Source organism: Geobacter hydrogenophilus (assembly GCF_018501225.1).
GTDB lineage: Bacteria > Desulfobacterota > Desulfuromonadia > Geobacterales > Geobacteraceae > Geobacter > Geobacter hydrogenophilus.
The window spans coordinates 93,838-110,568 of record NZ_JAHCZI010000003.1 but is presented as its reverse complement, the minus strand read 5'-3'; the positions used below and the strand labels follow the sequence as shown (position 1 = coordinate 110,568).

At 63.1% G+C, this 16,731-nt stretch carries 17 protein-coding genes; 13 read left to right on the top strand and 4 right to left on the bottom strand.

The features are described from left to right. Positions 1 to 28: 28 nt before the first annotated feature. Both KI811_RS06450 and KI811_RS06445 read right to left on the bottom strand, forming a co-directional pair. The gene (locus KI811_RS06450; RefSeq protein WP_214185652.1) at positions 29 to 1,519 is read right to left on the bottom strand and encodes a leucyl aminopeptidase; all 1,491 of its coding nucleotides are present in this window, start codon (positions 1,517 to 1,519) and stop codon (positions 29 to 31) included. Between the two features lie 60 nt (positions 1,520 to 1,579). After that, on the bottom strand, positions 1,580 to 2,974 hold the full coding sequence (locus KI811_RS06445) for a DegQ family serine endoprotease (protein WP_214185651.1): 1,395 nt from the start codon (positions 2,972 to 2,974) through the stop codon (positions 1,580 to 1,582). A gap of 165 nt (positions 2,975 to 3,139) precedes the next feature. Between KI811_RS06445 and gspC the strand changes: the two genes are divergently transcribed. From gspC to gspN, 12 genes are read left to right on the top strand one after another with little or no spacing between them, the layout of a single operon-like run. Further along, positions 3,140 to 4,012 (top strand): type II secretion system protein GspC, encoded by an 873-nt coding sequence (gene gspC / locus KI811_RS06440; RefSeq protein WP_214185650.1) that lies wholly within the window; start codon positions 3,140 to 3,142, stop codon positions 4,010 to 4,012. Positions 4,013 to 4,062: 50 nt separating this feature from the next. Further along, positions 4,063 to 5,979, top strand: coding sequence for a type II secretion system secretin GspD (gene gspD, locus KI811_RS06435; RefSeq protein ID WP_214185649.1), 1,917 nt, complete (start codon positions 4,063 to 4,065; stop codon positions 5,977 to 5,979). Next, positions 5,976 to 7,538, top strand: coding sequence for a type II secretion system ATPase GspE (gspE, locus tag KI811_RS06430; protein ID WP_214185648.1), 1,563 nt, complete (start codon positions 5,976 to 5,978; stop codon positions 7,536 to 7,538). The genes gspD and gspE overlap by 4 nt, the downstream gene beginning before the upstream one ends. Beyond that, complete coding sequence (gene gspF, locus KI811_RS06425) at positions 7,519 to 8,730, top strand: type II secretion system inner membrane protein GspF (protein ID WP_214185647.1); 1,212 nt, start codon at positions 7,519 to 7,521, stop codon at positions 8,728 to 8,730. The genes gspE and gspF overlap by 20 nt, the downstream gene beginning before the upstream one ends. 22 nt (positions 8,731 to 8,752) lie before the next feature. Next, positions 8,753 to 9,196 (top strand): type II secretion system major pseudopilin GspG, encoded by a 444-nt coding sequence (gene gspG, locus KI811_RS06420; RefSeq protein WP_214185646.1) that lies wholly within the window; start codon positions 8,753 to 8,755, stop codon positions 9,194 to 9,196. Then, positions 9,165 to 9,701 (top strand): pilus assembly FimT family protein, encoded by a 537-nt coding sequence (locus KI811_RS06415; protein ID WP_214185645.1) that lies wholly within the window; start codon positions 9,165 to 9,167, stop codon positions 9,699 to 9,701. The genes gspG and KI811_RS06415 overlap by 32 nt, the downstream gene beginning before the upstream one ends. Continuing rightward, positions 9,701 to 10,072: a type II secretion system minor pseudopilin GspI gene (gene gspI / locus KI811_RS06410; protein WP_214185990.1), complete on the top strand. Its 372-nt coding sequence runs from the start codon at positions 9,701 to 9,703 to the stop codon at positions 10,070 to 10,072. The genes KI811_RS06415 and gspI overlap by 1 nt, the downstream gene beginning before the upstream one ends. Before the next feature lies 1 nt (position 10,073). Continuing rightward, positions 10,074 to 10,685 (top strand): type II secretion system protein GspJ, encoded by a 612-nt coding sequence (locus tag KI811_RS06405; protein WP_214185644.1) that lies wholly within the window; start codon positions 10,074 to 10,076, stop codon positions 10,683 to 10,685. Beyond that, positions 10,682 to 11,581 (top strand): type II secretion system minor pseudopilin GspK, encoded by a 900-nt coding sequence (gspK, locus tag KI811_RS06400; RefSeq protein WP_214185643.1) that lies wholly within the window; start codon positions 10,682 to 10,684, stop codon positions 11,579 to 11,581. The genes KI811_RS06405 and gspK overlap by 4 nt, the downstream gene beginning before the upstream one ends. Continuing rightward, a complete protein-coding gene (gene gspL / locus KI811_RS06395; RefSeq protein WP_214185642.1) occupies positions 11,581 to 12,864 on the top strand; it encodes a type II secretion system protein GspL in 1,284 nt (427 codons plus the stop codon). Before gspK ends, gspL begins: the two co-directional genes overlap by 1 nt. Beyond that, positions 12,861 to 13,406: a general secretion pathway protein GspM gene (locus KI811_RS06390; RefSeq protein WP_214185641.1), complete on the top strand. Its 546-nt coding sequence runs from the start codon at positions 12,861 to 12,863 to the stop codon at positions 13,404 to 13,406. The genes gspL and KI811_RS06390 overlap by 4 nt, the downstream gene beginning before the upstream one ends. Continuing rightward, entirely contained in the window at positions 13,403 to 14,245 is an 843-nt protein-coding gene (gene gspN, locus KI811_RS06385; protein WP_214185640.1) for a type II secretion system protein GspN, read from the top strand. The genes KI811_RS06390 and gspN overlap by 4 nt, the downstream gene beginning before the upstream one ends. A 29-nt stretch (positions 14,246 to 14,274) precedes the next feature. On the opposite strand, the gene KI811_RS06380 is transcribed toward gspN, so the two are convergent. Beyond that, positions 14,275 to 14,688, bottom strand: a complete 414-nt coding sequence (locus KI811_RS06380) for a DUF309 domain-containing protein (RefSeq protein ID WP_214185639.1) — start codon at positions 14,686 to 14,688, stop codon at positions 14,275 to 14,277. 93 nt (positions 14,689 to 14,781) lie between these two features. Further along, positions 14,782 to 15,441, bottom strand: coding sequence for a hypothetical protein (locus tag KI811_RS06375; RefSeq protein ID WP_214185638.1), 660 nt, complete (start codon positions 15,439 to 15,441; stop codon positions 14,782 to 14,784). 239 nt (positions 15,442 to 15,680) lie between these two features. Between KI811_RS06375 and KI811_RS06370 the strand changes: the two genes are divergently transcribed. Beyond that, on the top strand, positions 15,681 to 16,697 hold the full coding sequence (locus tag KI811_RS06370) for an ADP-ribosylglycohydrolase family protein (RefSeq protein WP_214185637.1): 1,017 nt from the start codon (positions 15,681 to 15,683) through the stop codon (positions 16,695 to 16,697). Positions 16,698 to 16,731: the final 34 nt, after the last annotated feature.

The window sequence follows — 16,731 nt, the reverse complement described above, 5'->3', positions numbered from 1 at the left end:
GTCTCCATCCAACCGTCAATCCCAAATTTCAGCCAAAAGTTTTCTGCAGAAATTCCACCAGGAGCCTCACGCCGACACCGGTCGCTCCCTTGGGGAGGTAAGGCTTCCCCTTCTCCTCCCACGCGGTGCCCGCGATGTCGAGGTGGGCCCATTTCGTCTTCCCCACATAGCGTTGGAGAAACCATGCCGCGGAGATGGTGCCGGCATGGGGTCCCCCGGCATTTTTCATGTCGGCGATGTCGCTTTTCATGAGTTCTCCGTACTCGTCCCAGAGGGGAAGCTCCCAGAGTCGCTCCCCCGTGGCTTCGCCTGAAGCCGTAAGCGCGCGGATGAGCGTCGAATCGTTCCCCATGACCCCTGTTGCGACGGTGCCAAGGGCCACGAGGCAGGCCCCCGTGAGGGTAGCCAGGTCGATGAGAGCAGCAGGACGATAGCGCTGCGCGTAATGAAGGGCGTCACAGAGGAGCATCCTCCCTTCCGCATCAGTGTTGACAATCTCCACCGTTTGCCCTGACATCGTGCGCACCACATCGCCAGGCCGATAGGCCCCACCGCCGGGCATGTTCTCCGCTACCGGGATGAGACCGACAACGTTGACCGGCATCCGGAGCCCGGACACAGCACTGATGGTACCCATGACCGCCGCGGCTCCCGCCATGTCGTCCTTCATCCTCTCCATCCCCTCCCGCGGCTTGAGAGAGATCCCTCCCGAGTCGAACGTCACCCCCTTCCCGACGAGAACAACCGGACGTTTTTTGGGGTCTCCCGCCAGATATTCGAGGATGATGAACCGGGGCGAGTGATGGGAACCCTTGGCCACGGACAGGATTCCCTCCATGGAAAGCCGCTCCATCTCCTCGCGCTCGAGCACGCGACAGGCGACGCCGAGTCGCCCTGCCATTTCGATGGCCCGGTCGGCGAGATATGCGGGGGTCGCCACGTTGCAGGGATGGGAAACCAGATCGCGGACAAAGCTTACCGCATCACAGACCGTCGTGCGCTCGCTCACCGCGCGCTCAGTCGGCGCCAGTTCGCCTTCCTCGTCCACAAGGACGGCCATCTCTTCGACGGCACCTTCATCATTTTTCGTGGTCTTGTAGATATCGAAACCGTAACCGCCAAGAAGATAACCTTCCAGTGAGGCGTCCAGTGATCGGGGCACGGAATCTGCCGAACGGTGCAAGATGGTGGCAAAGCGCGCCACGCCGGTGGCACGGACTGCCTTCACCGCGCTCCCCGCCGCCTGGCGAACCCGGTCGGGAGTGACCGCATCCCGCTTCCCCAGCCCGACAAAGAGAAGCCGTTCCGCAGGGAGACGGCCAAGGGTGTGTATGAGCTTGGTCTTGTTGAGCTTTCCGGTGAATTCTCCGGCTTCACGGATGGCGGACAGGCCTCTCCCCAATGCATCGTCAACGGCGCCCAGAAGAGTGTCCTCGCTGAATCGGTCTTCGTAGCAGCCCAGAACAAGCAGCGGACAGGGGTAGAGCAGGGCATCATGCAAAACGACCCGGACATTCATTGCAGTTCCTCCTGGATAAAAACGGGGTGCATTCGGTTCAGATTGCACCCAGTGACAACACTATTCTACTCGCAGAGCCAGATAGTAGTTGGAGTCTCCACGGCGCAACAGGAAGCGGACAACATCCCCCTTCCCGTATTCCTTGATCAGCTTCTCGTAATCCAGGACAGTCGCAACCGCCTTGCCGCCAATTTCGAGTATTATGTCCCCTGACTGGAAGCCTCCGAGCTCGGCAATGCTCCCCTGCTTCACACCGGTGACGACCACTCCCCGGGACTCCTTCAGCCCCAACCGTGCAGCGAGCTCCTTGGTCAGCTCCCGGACGGTGAGGCCAAACGTATCACCAGCGGTCTTCTGGCTGTTCTCGTCGCCCGACTCGGCGAGCCGGCCGACAGAAACGGTGAATTCCCTGGGTTTTCCCTCCCGGAGAACCTTGATTCTGACAGCCTTGCCAATGGGCTCGGCAGCCACCAGTCGCGGCAGCTCGCTCATTTCATTGATCTTTTTCCCATCAAACTCCAGAATTATGTCGCCGCTCCTGAGTCCCGCCTGGGCTGCCGGCCCGTCCTTGACAACATCCGTGACGAGGGCTCCTTTTTCGCCTTCGAGGCCGAACGACTTGGCCAACTCCGGTGACATCGGCTGCATGGTGACGCCAAGCCATCCCCTCGTTACCTTCCCCTTCTCTTCGAGCTGGGGAAGGACATCCTTGGCCATATTGACCGGGATGGCAAAACCGATCCCCTGTCCGCCAGCCACAATGGCGGTGTTGATCCCTATAACCTTCCCTTCTGCGTTGAAGAGGGGACCACCGGAATTTCCCGGGTTGATGGAGGCATCAGTCTGGATGAAGTCATCATAGGGGCCGCTGCCGATGACGCGCCCCGTCGCGCTGACAATCCCTGCGGTAACGGTCTGAGCCAGGCCGAAAGGGTTGCCGATGGCCATGACCCATTCCCCCACCTTGATCTGGGCGCTGTCCCCCAGTTCAGCCACGGGGAGATTCTCTTTGGCATCAATCTTGATTAAAGCCAAATCGAGCTTCTCATCGGAGCCTTTGACCTGCGCCTTGAATTCACGGCCGTCGGAGAGGCGGACCTTGATCTCGTCGGCCCCGGCAATGACGTGATTATTGGTAATGATGAACCCCTGCTTGCTGATGATGAAGCCCGATCCGAGGCTCCGCTCACGCTGGGGGCGGCGGGGCATTTCCTCGAAAAAATGCTCGAAAAAGTCCTGAAACGGGTCGGGGAAAGGAGATGGCTGGCGCCGCATTCGGAACTGGGGCGTTAACGTCTTCGTGGTACTGATGTTGACGACCGTAGGCTTGAGCTTCTCAGCGAGATCGACGAAATCGGGCGTCAAAACCTTTGCAGGGGATTCTCCCACCGCAAGCACTGCGAGACAGGCAGCGAAGACAATCTCTTTGAAAAACCGCAGTGAAAACAGTTTCATGGCTACCTCCGACAATGGATTTAACCTGATAACTGTAATAAGGGGGTGGCGGTTTGTCAACATGGGGGGTCTCCTGATGATAGCGCTCCGGCGGTGTTTTCGCTTGCCAGCCCTGAACATCTTGATTAGTATGAACCTCACTTTCGGCAGCGCTAAGTAGGCATTATGAAAAAGTTTTATTTCATAACCGCTCTTCTCCTCATTCTGAACTCACTGGCACTCGCTCGGATTGCGGCGGCCCTGGTGGGCTATCGCCTGTCCCATACCCTTCCGAGCACCGTCAATCGTACCCACAGCACCATGAAACCGGCCCAATCAGAGGCGCTGTCAGCGTATGCGCCCATTGTTGAAAAGGGGCTCTTCGGGCGGGCTGCACAGGGAAAATTGACACTCCTCACAGCAACAGCACCAGTTGCCAAGGGAAACAGCCCGCCATCCGCCCAGGGAGACCTTGTCCTCGTCGGCACGGTACGGGGCTCATTCCGTGAGACCTTTGCCCTGATCAGGCGTACCACGCCGCCCGAGGAGCGGGTTTTCAGGCTCGGCGACCAGGTTTTCGACCGGGGCCCCCTCGTGAGCGTCCAGAAGGAGAGTGTCGAGATTCTGTCCGGCGGGAAACGGGTCAAATTGCTGACGCCTCAGGCAACGCCGTCTGACTCACCAGCATCTCCTTCCCCCCAGGGGCCTGCCGTGACAGGCGGGGCGACCCAAACCGGCTCGGGGACCTTCGTCGTCGACCAACGACTCCTGAATGCGGCCCTCGACAACATCGGCCAGGCCATGACCGACGCCCGGCTTCTCCCCAGCGTCAAGGACGGCAAGGTGGAGGGGTTCCGCGTGTCGGAGGTGAAACCGTCAGGGGTCTTTGCCATGGTAGGCATCAAGAACGGCGATGTGCTGCACAAAATAAACGATCTCCCCGTTGACTCGCCAGAACGGGCTATCCAGTCCCTTGCCTCCCTCAAGGGGCAGAACCGGATCAAGCTCGATCTGGTACGGGACGGACAGCCGACAACCTTCAGTTACGACATACGCTAATCCAGGTCCGGGCCATCCCGAACCAGCAGACGCTTCACCCGGAGGCATTCGTGATCATACGCTTCTCAGCAAGGCTCGCCTCGGCGGCACTTCTCCTCTCTCTCCTGGCCCCCGTGCCGGCCATGGCCAAGGGGGTGGTTCTCAACTTCAGCGACGTGGATATCGCCACCATGGTGAAGTTCATCAGTGACCTCACCGGTAAGAACTTCGTCATGGACGAGCGGGTAAAGGGGAAGATCTCGGTCTATTCCCCTTCGAAGCTTTCTTCCGACGAAGCCTTCAACGTCTTCACATCAGTGCTGGAACTGAAGGGATTCACCATCGTGCCGGCGGGAAAGGTCTACAAGATCATCCCGACGTCCCAGGCGAAGCAGTCGGGGATGAAGCTTCTCACGGAGAAGGACCGGGGACCGGTGAGCGACGCCTACGTGGCAAGGATCATCCCCCTTGAAAGGATCTCGGCCCAGGAGGCGGTGACCTTTCTCCAACCCATCGTTTCCAAGGATGGCTACATCGCCGCCTTCGGCGCCAACAACATGCTCATGGTGGTGGACTCTGCCCTGAACATTCAGAAGCTGACCGGCATCCTCGCCCAGGTTGATTCCCTCCAGAAGCGCGAGGGAACCGAAACCATCTTCCTCAAGAACGCCTCGGCCGAAAGCGTGGCAACGGTGATCCGCGAGTGGCTCGGCGGCAAGGGGAGCCGGCCGGCCGCCGCTGGTCAAGGCGGGCAACAGACCACTTCCGCCGCCGGCGTGCTCGTCATTCCCGACAACCGGCTCAACGCCCTCGTCATCTCCGGCAACGACCGCGACAAGGAAGACATCAAGAAGCTGGTCGCCCTCATAGACGTTGTTCCCCCAACCTCAAGCAGCAAGATCAACGTTTACTACCTGGAGAACGCCGATGCCACCGAGGTGGGTAAAGTCCTCGACGGCATCATCAAAGGTGTCCCTCTCCCGGGCCAGCAGGGGGGAGCGCCCGCAGCGGCCCCTGCCCAGTCCCCCTTCGAGGGGGGCAAGATCTCCGTCACCCCCGACAAGGCCACCAACTCTCTGGTGATCATGGCCTCGCCGGTCGACTACCAGAACCTCCTCCAGGTGATCCAGAAACTGGACAAGCGGCGCCGTCAGGTATTCGTACAGGCGGTCATTGCCGAAGTCTCCCTCGACAAGGCGAAGGAACTGGGCCTCCAGTTGGCCGTGAGCGGCGGCGGGGCAGCCGGCAATACGGCCGGAGCCGGAGTCTTCGATCCCTTCAACTTCGTGGGGGGTGCTTCTCCGCAACAGGCCCTTATTTTCGACGTACTCCAGGGATTTGCCCAATCACAGGGGACAAACCTCCAACTGGGAGGGGTTCTCAAGGCTCTCATCTCCAACGGCGCCGTGAACGTCCTCTCCACACCCAACATCATGACCTCCGACAACAAGGAAGCCGAGATCTTCGTGGGCGAGAACGTGCCGTTCCTCACCCAGACAAACCTCACTTCCACGGGCCTTTCCCAGCAGTCCATCGAGCGGAAGGACACCGGCATCACGCTCCGGATCACCCCCCAGATCAGCGAGGGGGAATTCGTGAAGCTCGACATCTACCAGGAGATCTCGGCCGTCAAGGATAGCGTGGGGCAGGCCAAGGACCTGGTCACCACCAAGCGCTCGGCCAAGACCGCGGTGGTGGTGAAGGACAAGGACACCGTGGTCATCGGCGGACTCATCCAGGACCGCGACACCGAAACAATCAACAAGATCCCGATCCTCGGCGACATCCCGCTCCTGGGGTGGCTTTTCAAGACCAAATCGGCCCGGCGGGAAAAGACCAATCTGATGATCGTCCTCACCCCGCGGATTATCCGCGGTGCCCAGGAAATGGCCGAGGTGTCGAACCTTCAGAAGGGAACGTTCGACAACGCGGTGAGGATGGATATCCCCTTCAGCCTCGACCGGGAAGAACTGAAGACGAAGCAATGACCGATACCCACGACGTGGAACGCATAGCCGAAAGGCTCGGGATCCCTTTCACGGCGGAAGTCGAGGAAGGGGAGGCCGACGTAACGCTCCTGGCCCGGCTTCCCCTCGCTTTCGCCCGGGGACGGCTCGTGCTCCCCCTGCGGGAGCGGGACGGGAGACTGATGCTGGTGGCCGGGAACCCGGCCGACCTGGCCGCCGTTGACGAAGTGCGCGGGGTCTACGGTCTGCCGGTGGAGCTGGTGGCGGCGCCGCAAAAGGCGGTCCTCGATGCGGTGAACCGCCTCTATGGCCGCCTCGGGAGCACGGCCCAGGAGGTGGTGGAAGAGCTGGTTGGAGAAGACCTCTCCGTCATCGCCACCGAGCTCTCGGAGCCCAAGGACCTCATGGACCTGACCGACGAGGCCCCGGTTATCCGGCTCCTCAACTCCATCCTCTCCGAGGCGGTTAAGGAGCGGGCCAGCGACATCCACATCGAGCCCTACGAGCGGGAACTGGAGGTCCGGTTTCGCATCGACGGCATCCTCTACAAAAAGCTCGCCCCCCCCAAGGTGGTGCAGGAGGCCCTGGTCTCCCGGGTGAAGATCATGGCCGGCCTCAACATCGCCGAGAAGCGCCTCCCCCAGGACGGCCGCATCCGGGTCATCGTGGCGGGGCGCGACGTGGACATCCGGGTCTCCATCATCCCCACCTTCTTCGGCGAGCGGACCGTGCTCCGGCTCCTGGACAAGCAGAAGGGGATCATCTCCCTGGCCGACATCGGCATGGAAGAGCGGGGGATCGCGGCGATGGAACGGCTCCTCTCGCGCACCAGCGGCATCATCCTCGTCACCGGCCCCACGGGAAGCGGCAAGTCCACCACCCTCTACGCGGCCCTGAACCGCCTCAACTCCCCCGAGAAGAACATCATCACCATCGAGGACCCCATCGAGTACCAGATCAAGGGGATCGGCCAGATTCAGGTTAACCCCAAGATCGACCTCACCTTTGCCCAGGGGCTCCGGGCCATCCTCCGCCAGGACCCGGACATCGTCATGGTGGGGGAGATCCGGGACGCCGAGACGGCGGAGATCGCCATGCAGGCCTCCCTCACGGGGCACCTGGTCCTCTCAACCCTCCACACCAACGACTCGGCCACGGCCATCGCACGCCTCGTGGACATGGGGATCGAACCCTTCATGGTGGCGTCGTCCCTGTCCGCGGTCCTGGCCCAGCGCCTCGTGCGCCGCATCTGCCCCCACTGCCGGGAGCCCTATACGCCGGAACGCCAGTACGCCGGCATCACCCTCCCCGCCACCCTCTATCGGGGACGGGGGTGCGAGAAGTGCTACGGTCTCGGCACCTGGGGACGGGTCGGCATCTATGAACTCCTCCCCGTGGACGGGGAGATCTGCTCCATGATCATCCGGCGGGAGCCGGCGGGGACCATCAAGGAGTACGCCGTCTCCCGCGGCATGCGGACCCTGCGGGATGACGGCCTCGCCAAGGCGGCGGCCGGCATCACCACCATCGAGGAGGTCCTGCGGGTGACCCAGGAGGAGTATGCCGACCTTCCGGTATAGCGCCTATACGGCCGAAGGCCGTGACACCGTCGGCACCCTGGAGGCGGAGAGCCTCAAGGAAGCCCGCCAGCGGCTCAAGCGGGACGGCCTCTTTCCTCGGGAACTCTCACCGGCCGAAGAAGAGGGAGCGGCACCGGGACGCCGCCTCTTCGGGGGGCGCACCGGCCTTGCGGAGATCGCCCTCGTGACACGGCGGCTGGCAACCCTTGTGGGCTCCCAGGTGCCGATCTTCGAGGCGGTCACCACCCTCGGGGAGCAGGAGGAGCCGGGGGAGCTAAAAAAAGCCCTGGGCCGCATCAAGGAACGGCTGGCCGAGGGTGCGAGCCTCGCTCGGGCTCTCTCCCTGGAGCCGAGGCTTTTCAGCGAAAGCTACGTGGCCATGGTGGCGGCGGGCGAGGCAAGCGGTTCCCTCGAAACGGTGCTGGAAAAGCTCGCCCTCTTCCTGGAGGAGCAAAGGGCCATCCGGAGCAAGGTGACGGCGTCCCTCGCCTACCCGCTCCTCATGATCGTCGTGGGTGGAGGGGTGATGCTCTTTCTCCTGACCTTCGTCATCCCCAAGATCGTCACCATCTTCGAGGACAACAAGGCTGCCCTTCCCCTTATCACCATTGCGCTCATCAAGACGAGCGCCTTCCTGCGCCACTTCTGGTGGGCACTTCTGGGGCTCGCCGCCGGCGGAGTGTTCCTCTACCGCCGCCTCGCAACCCAGGAAGGGTTCCGACTCCGGCGGGACCGCTGGCTCCTGGGGCTCCCCGTGGTGGGGGGGCTCACCCGGCACCTGATCCTCTCCCGCTTCGCCAAGGTCCTAGGGCTTCTACTGGCCAGCGGCGTGCCGGTCATCAAGGCACTGGAGATCACCGCCCAGGTCCTGGTGAACCGGGTCTACCGGGGAGCCCTCCACGGCATCGCGACGGAACTGGCCGAGGGAGGGAACCTCTCGGGGGCCCTCCGCAAGGGGGCGCTCTTTCCGCCGCTCCTGGTCCACATGGTGGCGGTGGGAGAAAAGGGGGGAGAGCTGGAAGAGATGCTGGCAAAGGCGGGGAATGCCTTCGAGCGGGAGTTCGACACCGCTGTTTCGGGGCTCATGGCGCTGCTGGAGCCCCTCCTGGTGCTCGCCATGGGGCTTGCCGTGGGGCTCGTGGTCCTGGCAGTGCTCCTCCCCATCTTCGAATTGAACCAACTGGTCCGATAATCCTGACAGGAGGGCTTCCCCAATGAACCGGAAACCCATGAACAACCGCGGCTTCACTCTCATCGAGATCATGGTGGTCATCGCCATCCTGGCGCTCCTGGCGGCCCTCGTGGCGCCGAAGATCATCGGCCGCTCCGACGATGCCAAGATCGCCGACGCCAAGGTACAGATCAAAAATCTGGAGACGGCCCTCAAGCTCTACAAGTTGGACAACGGCGTCTTCCCCTCCACGGAGCAGGGGCTGGCGGCCTTGGTGGAGAAGCCGACGGTGGGGCAGATCCCCAAGAACTACAAGGCCGAAGGGTATCTGGAGAGCAAGAAGGTTCCCAAGGATCCCTGGGGGAACGATTTCGCCTATCTCTCCCCGGGGGAGCACGGCGACTACGACCTCTACTCCCTTGGCGCCGACGGCGTGAAGGGGGGCGAAGGAAAGAATGCCGACATCGAGAGCTGGAACCTCCAGTAACCGGCGCCCCTCATGCCGGGGCTTCACGCTCATGGAGCTTCTGGTGGTGATCGCCCTCCTCGGTCTGGTTGCGGTAATCGCCCTACCCCGGCTCACCGTGAGCCATGCCCTGGAGCTCAACCGCTCGGCCCGGCAGCTGGCGGCCACGATCCGCTATGTGCAGGACCGGGCCATTACGGGCAAGACCCCCCACCGGATCCGGCTTGAACCCGGCACCGGCACGGTCCGGGTAACCCGCCTTCTTGCCGATGGCACGGAAGGATCGACGGGAGAAAGTTTTCTCGACCGGCCGCTTCCGGCCGAAGGGGTCACCGTGGCCGACGTGACGACTTCCCGTGGGGGGAAGGTGACGACCGGTGAGGTAGTGCTGCGGTTCGACATGGCCGGTCTCGGCGACTTCACTGCAATCCACCTGAGAGGAGAGGACGATGCCGCCATGACGGTCATGGCCTACCCCTCCGGGAAGGTGACGGTTTCCGAGGGATACGTGGAGGAACCCCAGTGATGCGGCGCCCCACCCCGCCAGTCGGCGACGCGGGGGGATTCACCCTCCTGGAGGTCATGGTCGCCCTTGCCATCATGGCAGGCGTCGTCTTCACCGTCATCGGAGCGGTGAACTACCACCTCTCCATCGTTGAGCGGGACCGGCGGGAAACCGTGGCCGTCCTCCTGGCGCGGCAGAAGCTGTCCGATCTGGAAGAGGAAAGGGATCTCCCGGAAAAAAGGGAAGGGACCTTTGCCCCTGCGCGCCCCGAATACAGTTGGGAGATGACCGCGACACCCACGGAGTTGGAGAGCCTGCGCCGGATGACCCTTGTCGTGTCGTGGGACAACAAGAAGCGGAGCGTTGCCCTTGTCCGGTACCTGGCCCCCTAGAATGACTCGAACCGTGCGTGGGAACAGCGGCTTCACCCTCCTGGAAGTGCTGGTGGCGATGCTCCTCCTCGTCATCGTGGCCGGCGCCCTCTACTCCAGCTACTTTACCGTGCTGCGGGCCAGGGAGCGGGCGGAGGAAGGGGGGGAGCAACGCCGGGAACTCCGGGGAACCCTCGACCTCCTCCGGCGGGAGATCGACGGGGCCTTCTACCGGACCAACGACAAGCGGCTCCGCTTCGTGGTAAACGACCGGGACATCTTCGGCAAGCCTGCCTCCACCCTGGAACTGGTGACCGTTGCTCCGCCATCGACGGAGGATCGTCCCGCCTCGGACCTCGTTCTGGTGAAATACGAGGTAAAGGAGAAGGAGAAGCGGCTCAGCCTCAACCGGGAGGCCACGGACCTCTTCGGGAGCATGAAACCGATCCCCTATCCCCAGATGGACGAGATCGAGGGGTTCCTCGTGGAGTGCTACGACAGCGGCAAGTGGGTGCGGACCTGGAACACGGAGCTTTCTCCCAAGCTCCCGGAGCGGGTGCGGATCACCCTCACCGTCAGGGACGGGGAGAAGACCGCCGACTATTCCGTCACGGCCAAGCCGAGGCTGCGATGAGAACACTCCGCCAAGAACAGGGATTCGCCCTTGTCCTGACCCTGGTGGTGACCGCCCTGCTGGTGGTGGTGGCCGTCGAATTCATCCACGGCGTCTACGTGGATACGTCCCTGCAGCGCAACTTCGTGAACCTCCAGCAGGCAAGCCTCATGGCCGATAGTGGAGTAAAGGGAGGGATCGCCCTCATTCGAAGCCTGCGTCAGAGCGGGGACAACACGGCCCTGCTCCAAGTCCTGGAAATACCGCAGGAACTGGAAGACGAAAAGGGGAAGGTCTCCGTTACCATCGAGGAGGAGAACGGCAAGCTCAACCTGAACGCCGTCTCCGAATTCCACGACCAGGCCAGGCGGCGGCTGCTGCGGCTCCAGGGGCTCCCCGAAGGGATCAGCGACGCTGTGGCAGACTGGGTGGATGCGGATCAGGATCCCCGCCCCGACGGCGCCGAGGCCCCCTACTACCAGGCGCTGTCCGCTCCGTATCTTCCCCGCAACGGCCCCATGCAAACCTTCGGGGAACTGGGACTCGTCCGGGGCTTCACGCCGGCCATCGTTCAGAAATTGAGCCCCTATGCCACCGTCTACGGCGCCGACTGGGCCATCGACATCAACACCGCCCCGCTCCCGGTCCTCATGGCCCTCCACGACGACATGACCGAAGAGCTGGCCCGGGCCATCATCGAGCGGCGCCGCCAGACGCCCTTTGCCAGCACCGGAGAGCTCTCCACGGTGCCGGGGATGGACCGGATCGCCAACGCACCCGGCATGCAGCTGGGGGTGAGGGGTTCCACCTACCGGCTCGTCTCGCGGGCCACGGTGGGCGAAGCGGTCCGGATCACCGAGGCGGTAGTGGGACTCGAAGGAATGCAGCCGCAGTATCTCTACTGGAGAGAGTATTGATGACCTATCTGATTCTCGAATGGACCGGCGCCGAGCTGGTGGCAAGCCGGTTCCTGGAACGCCGCGGCGAGATCCTCTTCCAGGGGGCCGACAGCCGTCCCGCAACAACCGAAACCGAACTGGCCGAAGCCCTTCGGGAGCTCCCCCCTGCCGGCAACGACTCCCGAATCGCCCTTTCCCTCCCCCTGGCCCGCCTCTTCATGCGGGAGATGGGGCTCCCCATCCGGGACCGGAAGAAACTGCGGGAGGTGCTCCCCCTGGAACTCAGGGGGGAAACGGCCCTGGAGACCGACGAGCTGGCCTTTGCCGGACTCCCCCTTGCCGGGGAGGAGGTCCTCGCCCTCTGGGGAAGGAAACGGGAGCTTGCCGCCTGCATCTCGGCCACGGCAGCGGCCGGGGCCGAACCGGAGGTCCTCTCCTCGGCCCCTCTCCACTGGGCGGAACTCCTCCCTTTGGGAGATCATGGGACCGTGGCCCTCACCGACGGGTCGGCCCTGGCCCTCTTCCGGGACAGGGAACCCCTCTATTTCCGGGCCTTGACCGAGGGGGAGGAGTGCGCCCGCACCCTGGAGCTTCTGGAAATAAGCAAGGGGATCACCGTGGACCGGACCTGTCGCCTTGGTGCATCGCCCACGGGGGATGGCACCCCCCTTCCGGTTGAGGGGAGCCTTGCCGCAGCCTTTGGCGGCGACGAAGGAGCGGCCCGCCGCCATGGTTCCGCCTGGGCCTTGGCCACGGCCATGGCCCGGGGAGATGCGGTCGATTTCCGCGCCGGAGACCTGGCCTGGACAAAAGGGAGGAAAAAGGCACTGCGCCGGCTCCGCCTCCCCCTCGCCCTGGCAGCGCTCCTCCTTCTGCTTCTGGCGGCCGACGCCGGCATCCGCTATCTCCTCGTGAAGCGCGATCTGGCATCCCTCGACGCCTCCATCGGCGCCATCTATCGCGAGGTATTCCCCGGACGAAAGAAGGGAGTGGACGAGGCGGCGGAGATGCGGGCCGAACTCCGCAAGCTGGGCGCATCCGGTGGGAAGAGCCGGGTGCTGGAGACCCTCAACCGCCTGGCAGACGCCAAGGGTGACGACATCCTCGGCCTCTACGAGGTGGAGATCGACGGAGGCCAGGTGCGACTCAAGGGTGACGCCCGCTCGACCCAGGCGGTCAACGACTTCAAGAGCCGCCTGGCAGCCATGCTTGCTCCCGCCGAGGTGGGCCAGATAACCTCGAAGCCGGACGGCACTGTCACGTTCACCCTTCGGGGTACCATGAAGGAGGGGGGCCAATGACCGCGTTCGACCGCATCCGCGGCGCCTATGGGGCCATGGACAGCAAGACCCGCCTCCGCTGGGGATACGCCCTCATTGCGCTGCTGGCCCTGGCCGTGGCCTTTTCAGCCATCTACGACCGGATCGCCCTTTTGGAGAAAAAACGGGTCCGTCGGGAGGCAGACCTGGTGGAGATGATGGGACTCAGGAATAACGTTCGCGAGGCCCGGGCGGTCTCCCAGCGGTTCACCAACCGCCTGGCGGCCACACGCGGCGAAGAGACCCCGGCGAAGATCGTGGAAGAAACCGGAATCAAGGGGAAATCGACCCGCGTCACCCCCATGAAGGGGGAGGAGCGGGGAGGCTTCATGGAAGACGCCGCCGAGGTGAAGATCGAAGGGCTCACCGCCAACGAGGCGGTGAACCTCCTCCATCGGCTCGAAAAGGGCGCCAGGCCGGTCATCGTGAAAAAGGCCCTCCTCCGGACCCGCTTCGACGACCCCTCCCGCCTTGACCTGACCCTCACCGTGGCGCTCCTGCGGCAGGCCCCGGGTGCCCGATGACCCTCAACCGTCCCCTCCGCTGGGGTGCCGCCATCGTGGCAGGTATCCTCATGACCGTCGCCTTCACGGTGATCCTCATCCCCTCCCGGGAGCTTGAAGGGATCGCGTCTCGGCTTCTGGCGCGGGAGGGGTACACCTTCCACGCTGCCCGCTTCGGCAAGGCCTTCCCCCTGGGGATCTCGGCCAAAGGCGTCACCATTGCCACCGATGAGGGGCCGGTCCTGCGCTTCGACCGGGTCACGGCGCGGCTCGCCCTCCTCCCCCTCCTGACCGGAAAAGCGGTCGTCACCATGGACGCCGCTGTGGGGCCAGGCCATGTGAGCGGCTCCTACCTCCCCCGCAATGGCGGAAAGGGAACCCTTGAAGCACGGAACGTCCGGCTTGAGGATATCCCCTTTTTCAAGACCGTTGCCGGCGCCGAGGTGAAGGGGCTCCTGGCGGTGGATGCCTCCGTCACGGGGTCGGGGCCCCGGACCGCCGGGCAACTCCGCCTAGAGGTCAAGGGGGCCGATATCCGCGGGGTGGCCATCGGCGGCACCCCTCTTCCCGATGCCGCCTACGACACGGTCCGGGGAATGGTCCGCATGGCCTCCGGCCGGGCCACCCTCGACAGCTTCACCCTCCAGGGGGCGGACCTCTACATCCGCCTCAAGGGGGACATCCCCCTCGCCACTCCTCTCGGCGCATCTCCCCTCAACCTGACCCTGGAATTGATGCCTCAGCCGGCCTTTCTCGACCGGCAGAAGCTGGTCTTCGTTCTCCTCTCAAAGTACCTTGTTACCCCCGGCCACTACCAGCTGCCGGTGCGGGGAGCTCTGGCGAAACCGCTCCTCCAGTAGCCACCCGATAAGACGGAGAGGCGGGGGGGTTACTCTGGTACCTCTACCGTCTGCAAACGAGGGATGAGCGCCGGGTCCAGTTCCCCCATTCTCTCCTTGCCGAGCCGTTCCAGTGCAGAGCTCACTCGGTCAGCTTGGGCGATGAGCTCTGCCACATCAACCCACAGGCAGACCTCCGGCACGCGGAGCAAATAGCCTCTGCCGCCGGCCAAGAGGCTCAACGACCCGCCAAAGTTGCCGTTTCGCCAGTGATGAAGCGCGATGGCGATCTGGATGATCCCCTGGTAAAAATTTCGCACGTCTCCCGTTTCCTTGAGCCAGAGGGCTTCCAACGTCTCATGGCACTCAAACCACTCCTCCCTGTTGAACTGGCGGATGCCCAGCAGCAATTGTCCCGGCGGCGAACCCACACAGGCACGGCTGGTTTCTGGCGTCTTTTCCATGGATATCATTGCCTCATCGGGTCGCAACAAGAGGGGATGACTGCTTCAGGGACAAACAGCCACCCCCTCTTTTTTCAACCCGGCATCTCCCCATTATCGGATCATTTTCGGGAACTGCTTCGCGAGTCCGCCGGCCAGGGCATCGGCAATGACGTACATGTGGTTTTTCATGTCATCCCAGACCTTGGCTTCTTGTGCGAAGTCCTTCCCGGCCAGAGCGTCAAGCTGCACCATGTGGTGGCCGCCATGGGCGTACAGGAGCGTTTTGAGCGTCTCCTTCGGGAGATACGGGTTTGCTCCGCTCAGGAAGGCCGCGATTTCATCGGCATTCTTGACCAGCTTGTCCTTTGCCGCCTCCTTGCCCGCCTTGTCGCCCGCATAGGACGCTGTCATATACGCCTTTACCGCGCCGTAGTGCCCTGCAAGCAGGCCGAACAGCTTGTCGGACGCCGGTTTGCCGTAAAACGGCTCGATGGAGGCTGCAATGGCCTTCGCATTTTCAACGACCTTTCCTTCGGCTATTGCAGCGGCCGTACTGTCCCCATATTTCGTCGTCAATGCGACGTTTCTCACCCAGAACACATGACCGATCCACAGGTCTCGCAACCCCGCCTGCAAATCAGCCCGCGCCGTGACCGTTGCTGCCCCCTTATCTGCACCAGTATGGGAATGCTCGGCAGCATACGCCGTCCTTCCCATCGGAGCCAGGGCTGTAAGAGCCATGGCCAGCAGAATCAATAGTATCTTTTTCATGGCTTGCTACCTCCTTTGTGCCCTACCTACCTTTGACCTCATTATACCCTTTCTGGGAAAAACAGAACATGCGAAATACCGAATATATCACCCCCTTCTTCCTGCCCCTCTGACTATATCCCCACACTGATTAGCCCAGTGGATACCTTGACAACCGTCATGGAGCTGATAACAGATACCGAAAAGGTTATTCGCCAAAGCTCTAACCGTGCGTTACAAGCAATAGGGGAGGTGCGACAATGGAAAAAAGAGACATAGAGGGGGCAGCAAAGCACCGGGAGGCCAAAGGCGTACCGACTGTAGCCGACCGGTTTCGGGGGGCGGTCTGGGGACAGTTCGTGGGGGACGCGGCCTGCCTCGGAAGCCACTGGATCTACGAACTGGAAGAGTTGCAACGACGGTTTCAGGGGGGAGTGGTCGGGTTCGAGACGCCGGCAGACGGCCACTACCACACGGGCAAACGCTCCGGCGAACTGACCCACTACGGCGACGGAGCCTTGGTCATGCTGCGGTCTGTGGCTGAAAGGGGACATTTCGATCCCCAGGATTTCGGCCGCCGCTTCGTGGAACTGTTCAGTTCCGATTCGTACCGGGGGTATCTCGACCACGCCACCAGGGATACCCTTGCCCACTGGCAGGCATTCACCGAAACGCACCCCGGCGAGCCCTATGATTTCCAGGACGGGGCCGATGACGACCAGCCAGCCACCGCCACACGGCTTGTCCCGGTGGTGATCGCCCATTGGCGTGACGCATCGCTGCTCCGGGTGGTTGAAACCGCCACGCGGGTCTGCCAGAATAACGACCGGGCCGTGGCCTACATGAGGTGCCATGCCCTGATCCTGCGGGAGCTTTTCAACGGAACCGACTTGCACGAGGCGTTCCACCGGGCCGCGACGGAGATGGAGCGTGGATCCGGCTTCGGCCCGGAGGTGGCCAACAGCATCCGGAAAGCCTGCGCATCGCTCACCCTGAGCGTGCGGGACGCAACCCTCGCCTTTGGCCAATCATGCCCCCTCGCCTCCAGTTTCCCGGCAGCGGTGCACTGTGCATTGCGGCATTCGGTCGATTTTGCCGCCGCCGTCCTCGACACGGCCAATGCCGGAGGCGACAGCGCGGGACGGGCGGCGCTGATCGGGTCGTGGCTCGGGGCGTTCCACGGCATTGCCGGGATATCGGAGGCATGGCGCCACCGCCTTGCTGCCCGTTATGAAATCGAGAGGCACCTCGAAGAACTCGTGCAAAAGGCCCAATGACAGGGCGATCTGCGACGCCCCCGGCACGCGCCAT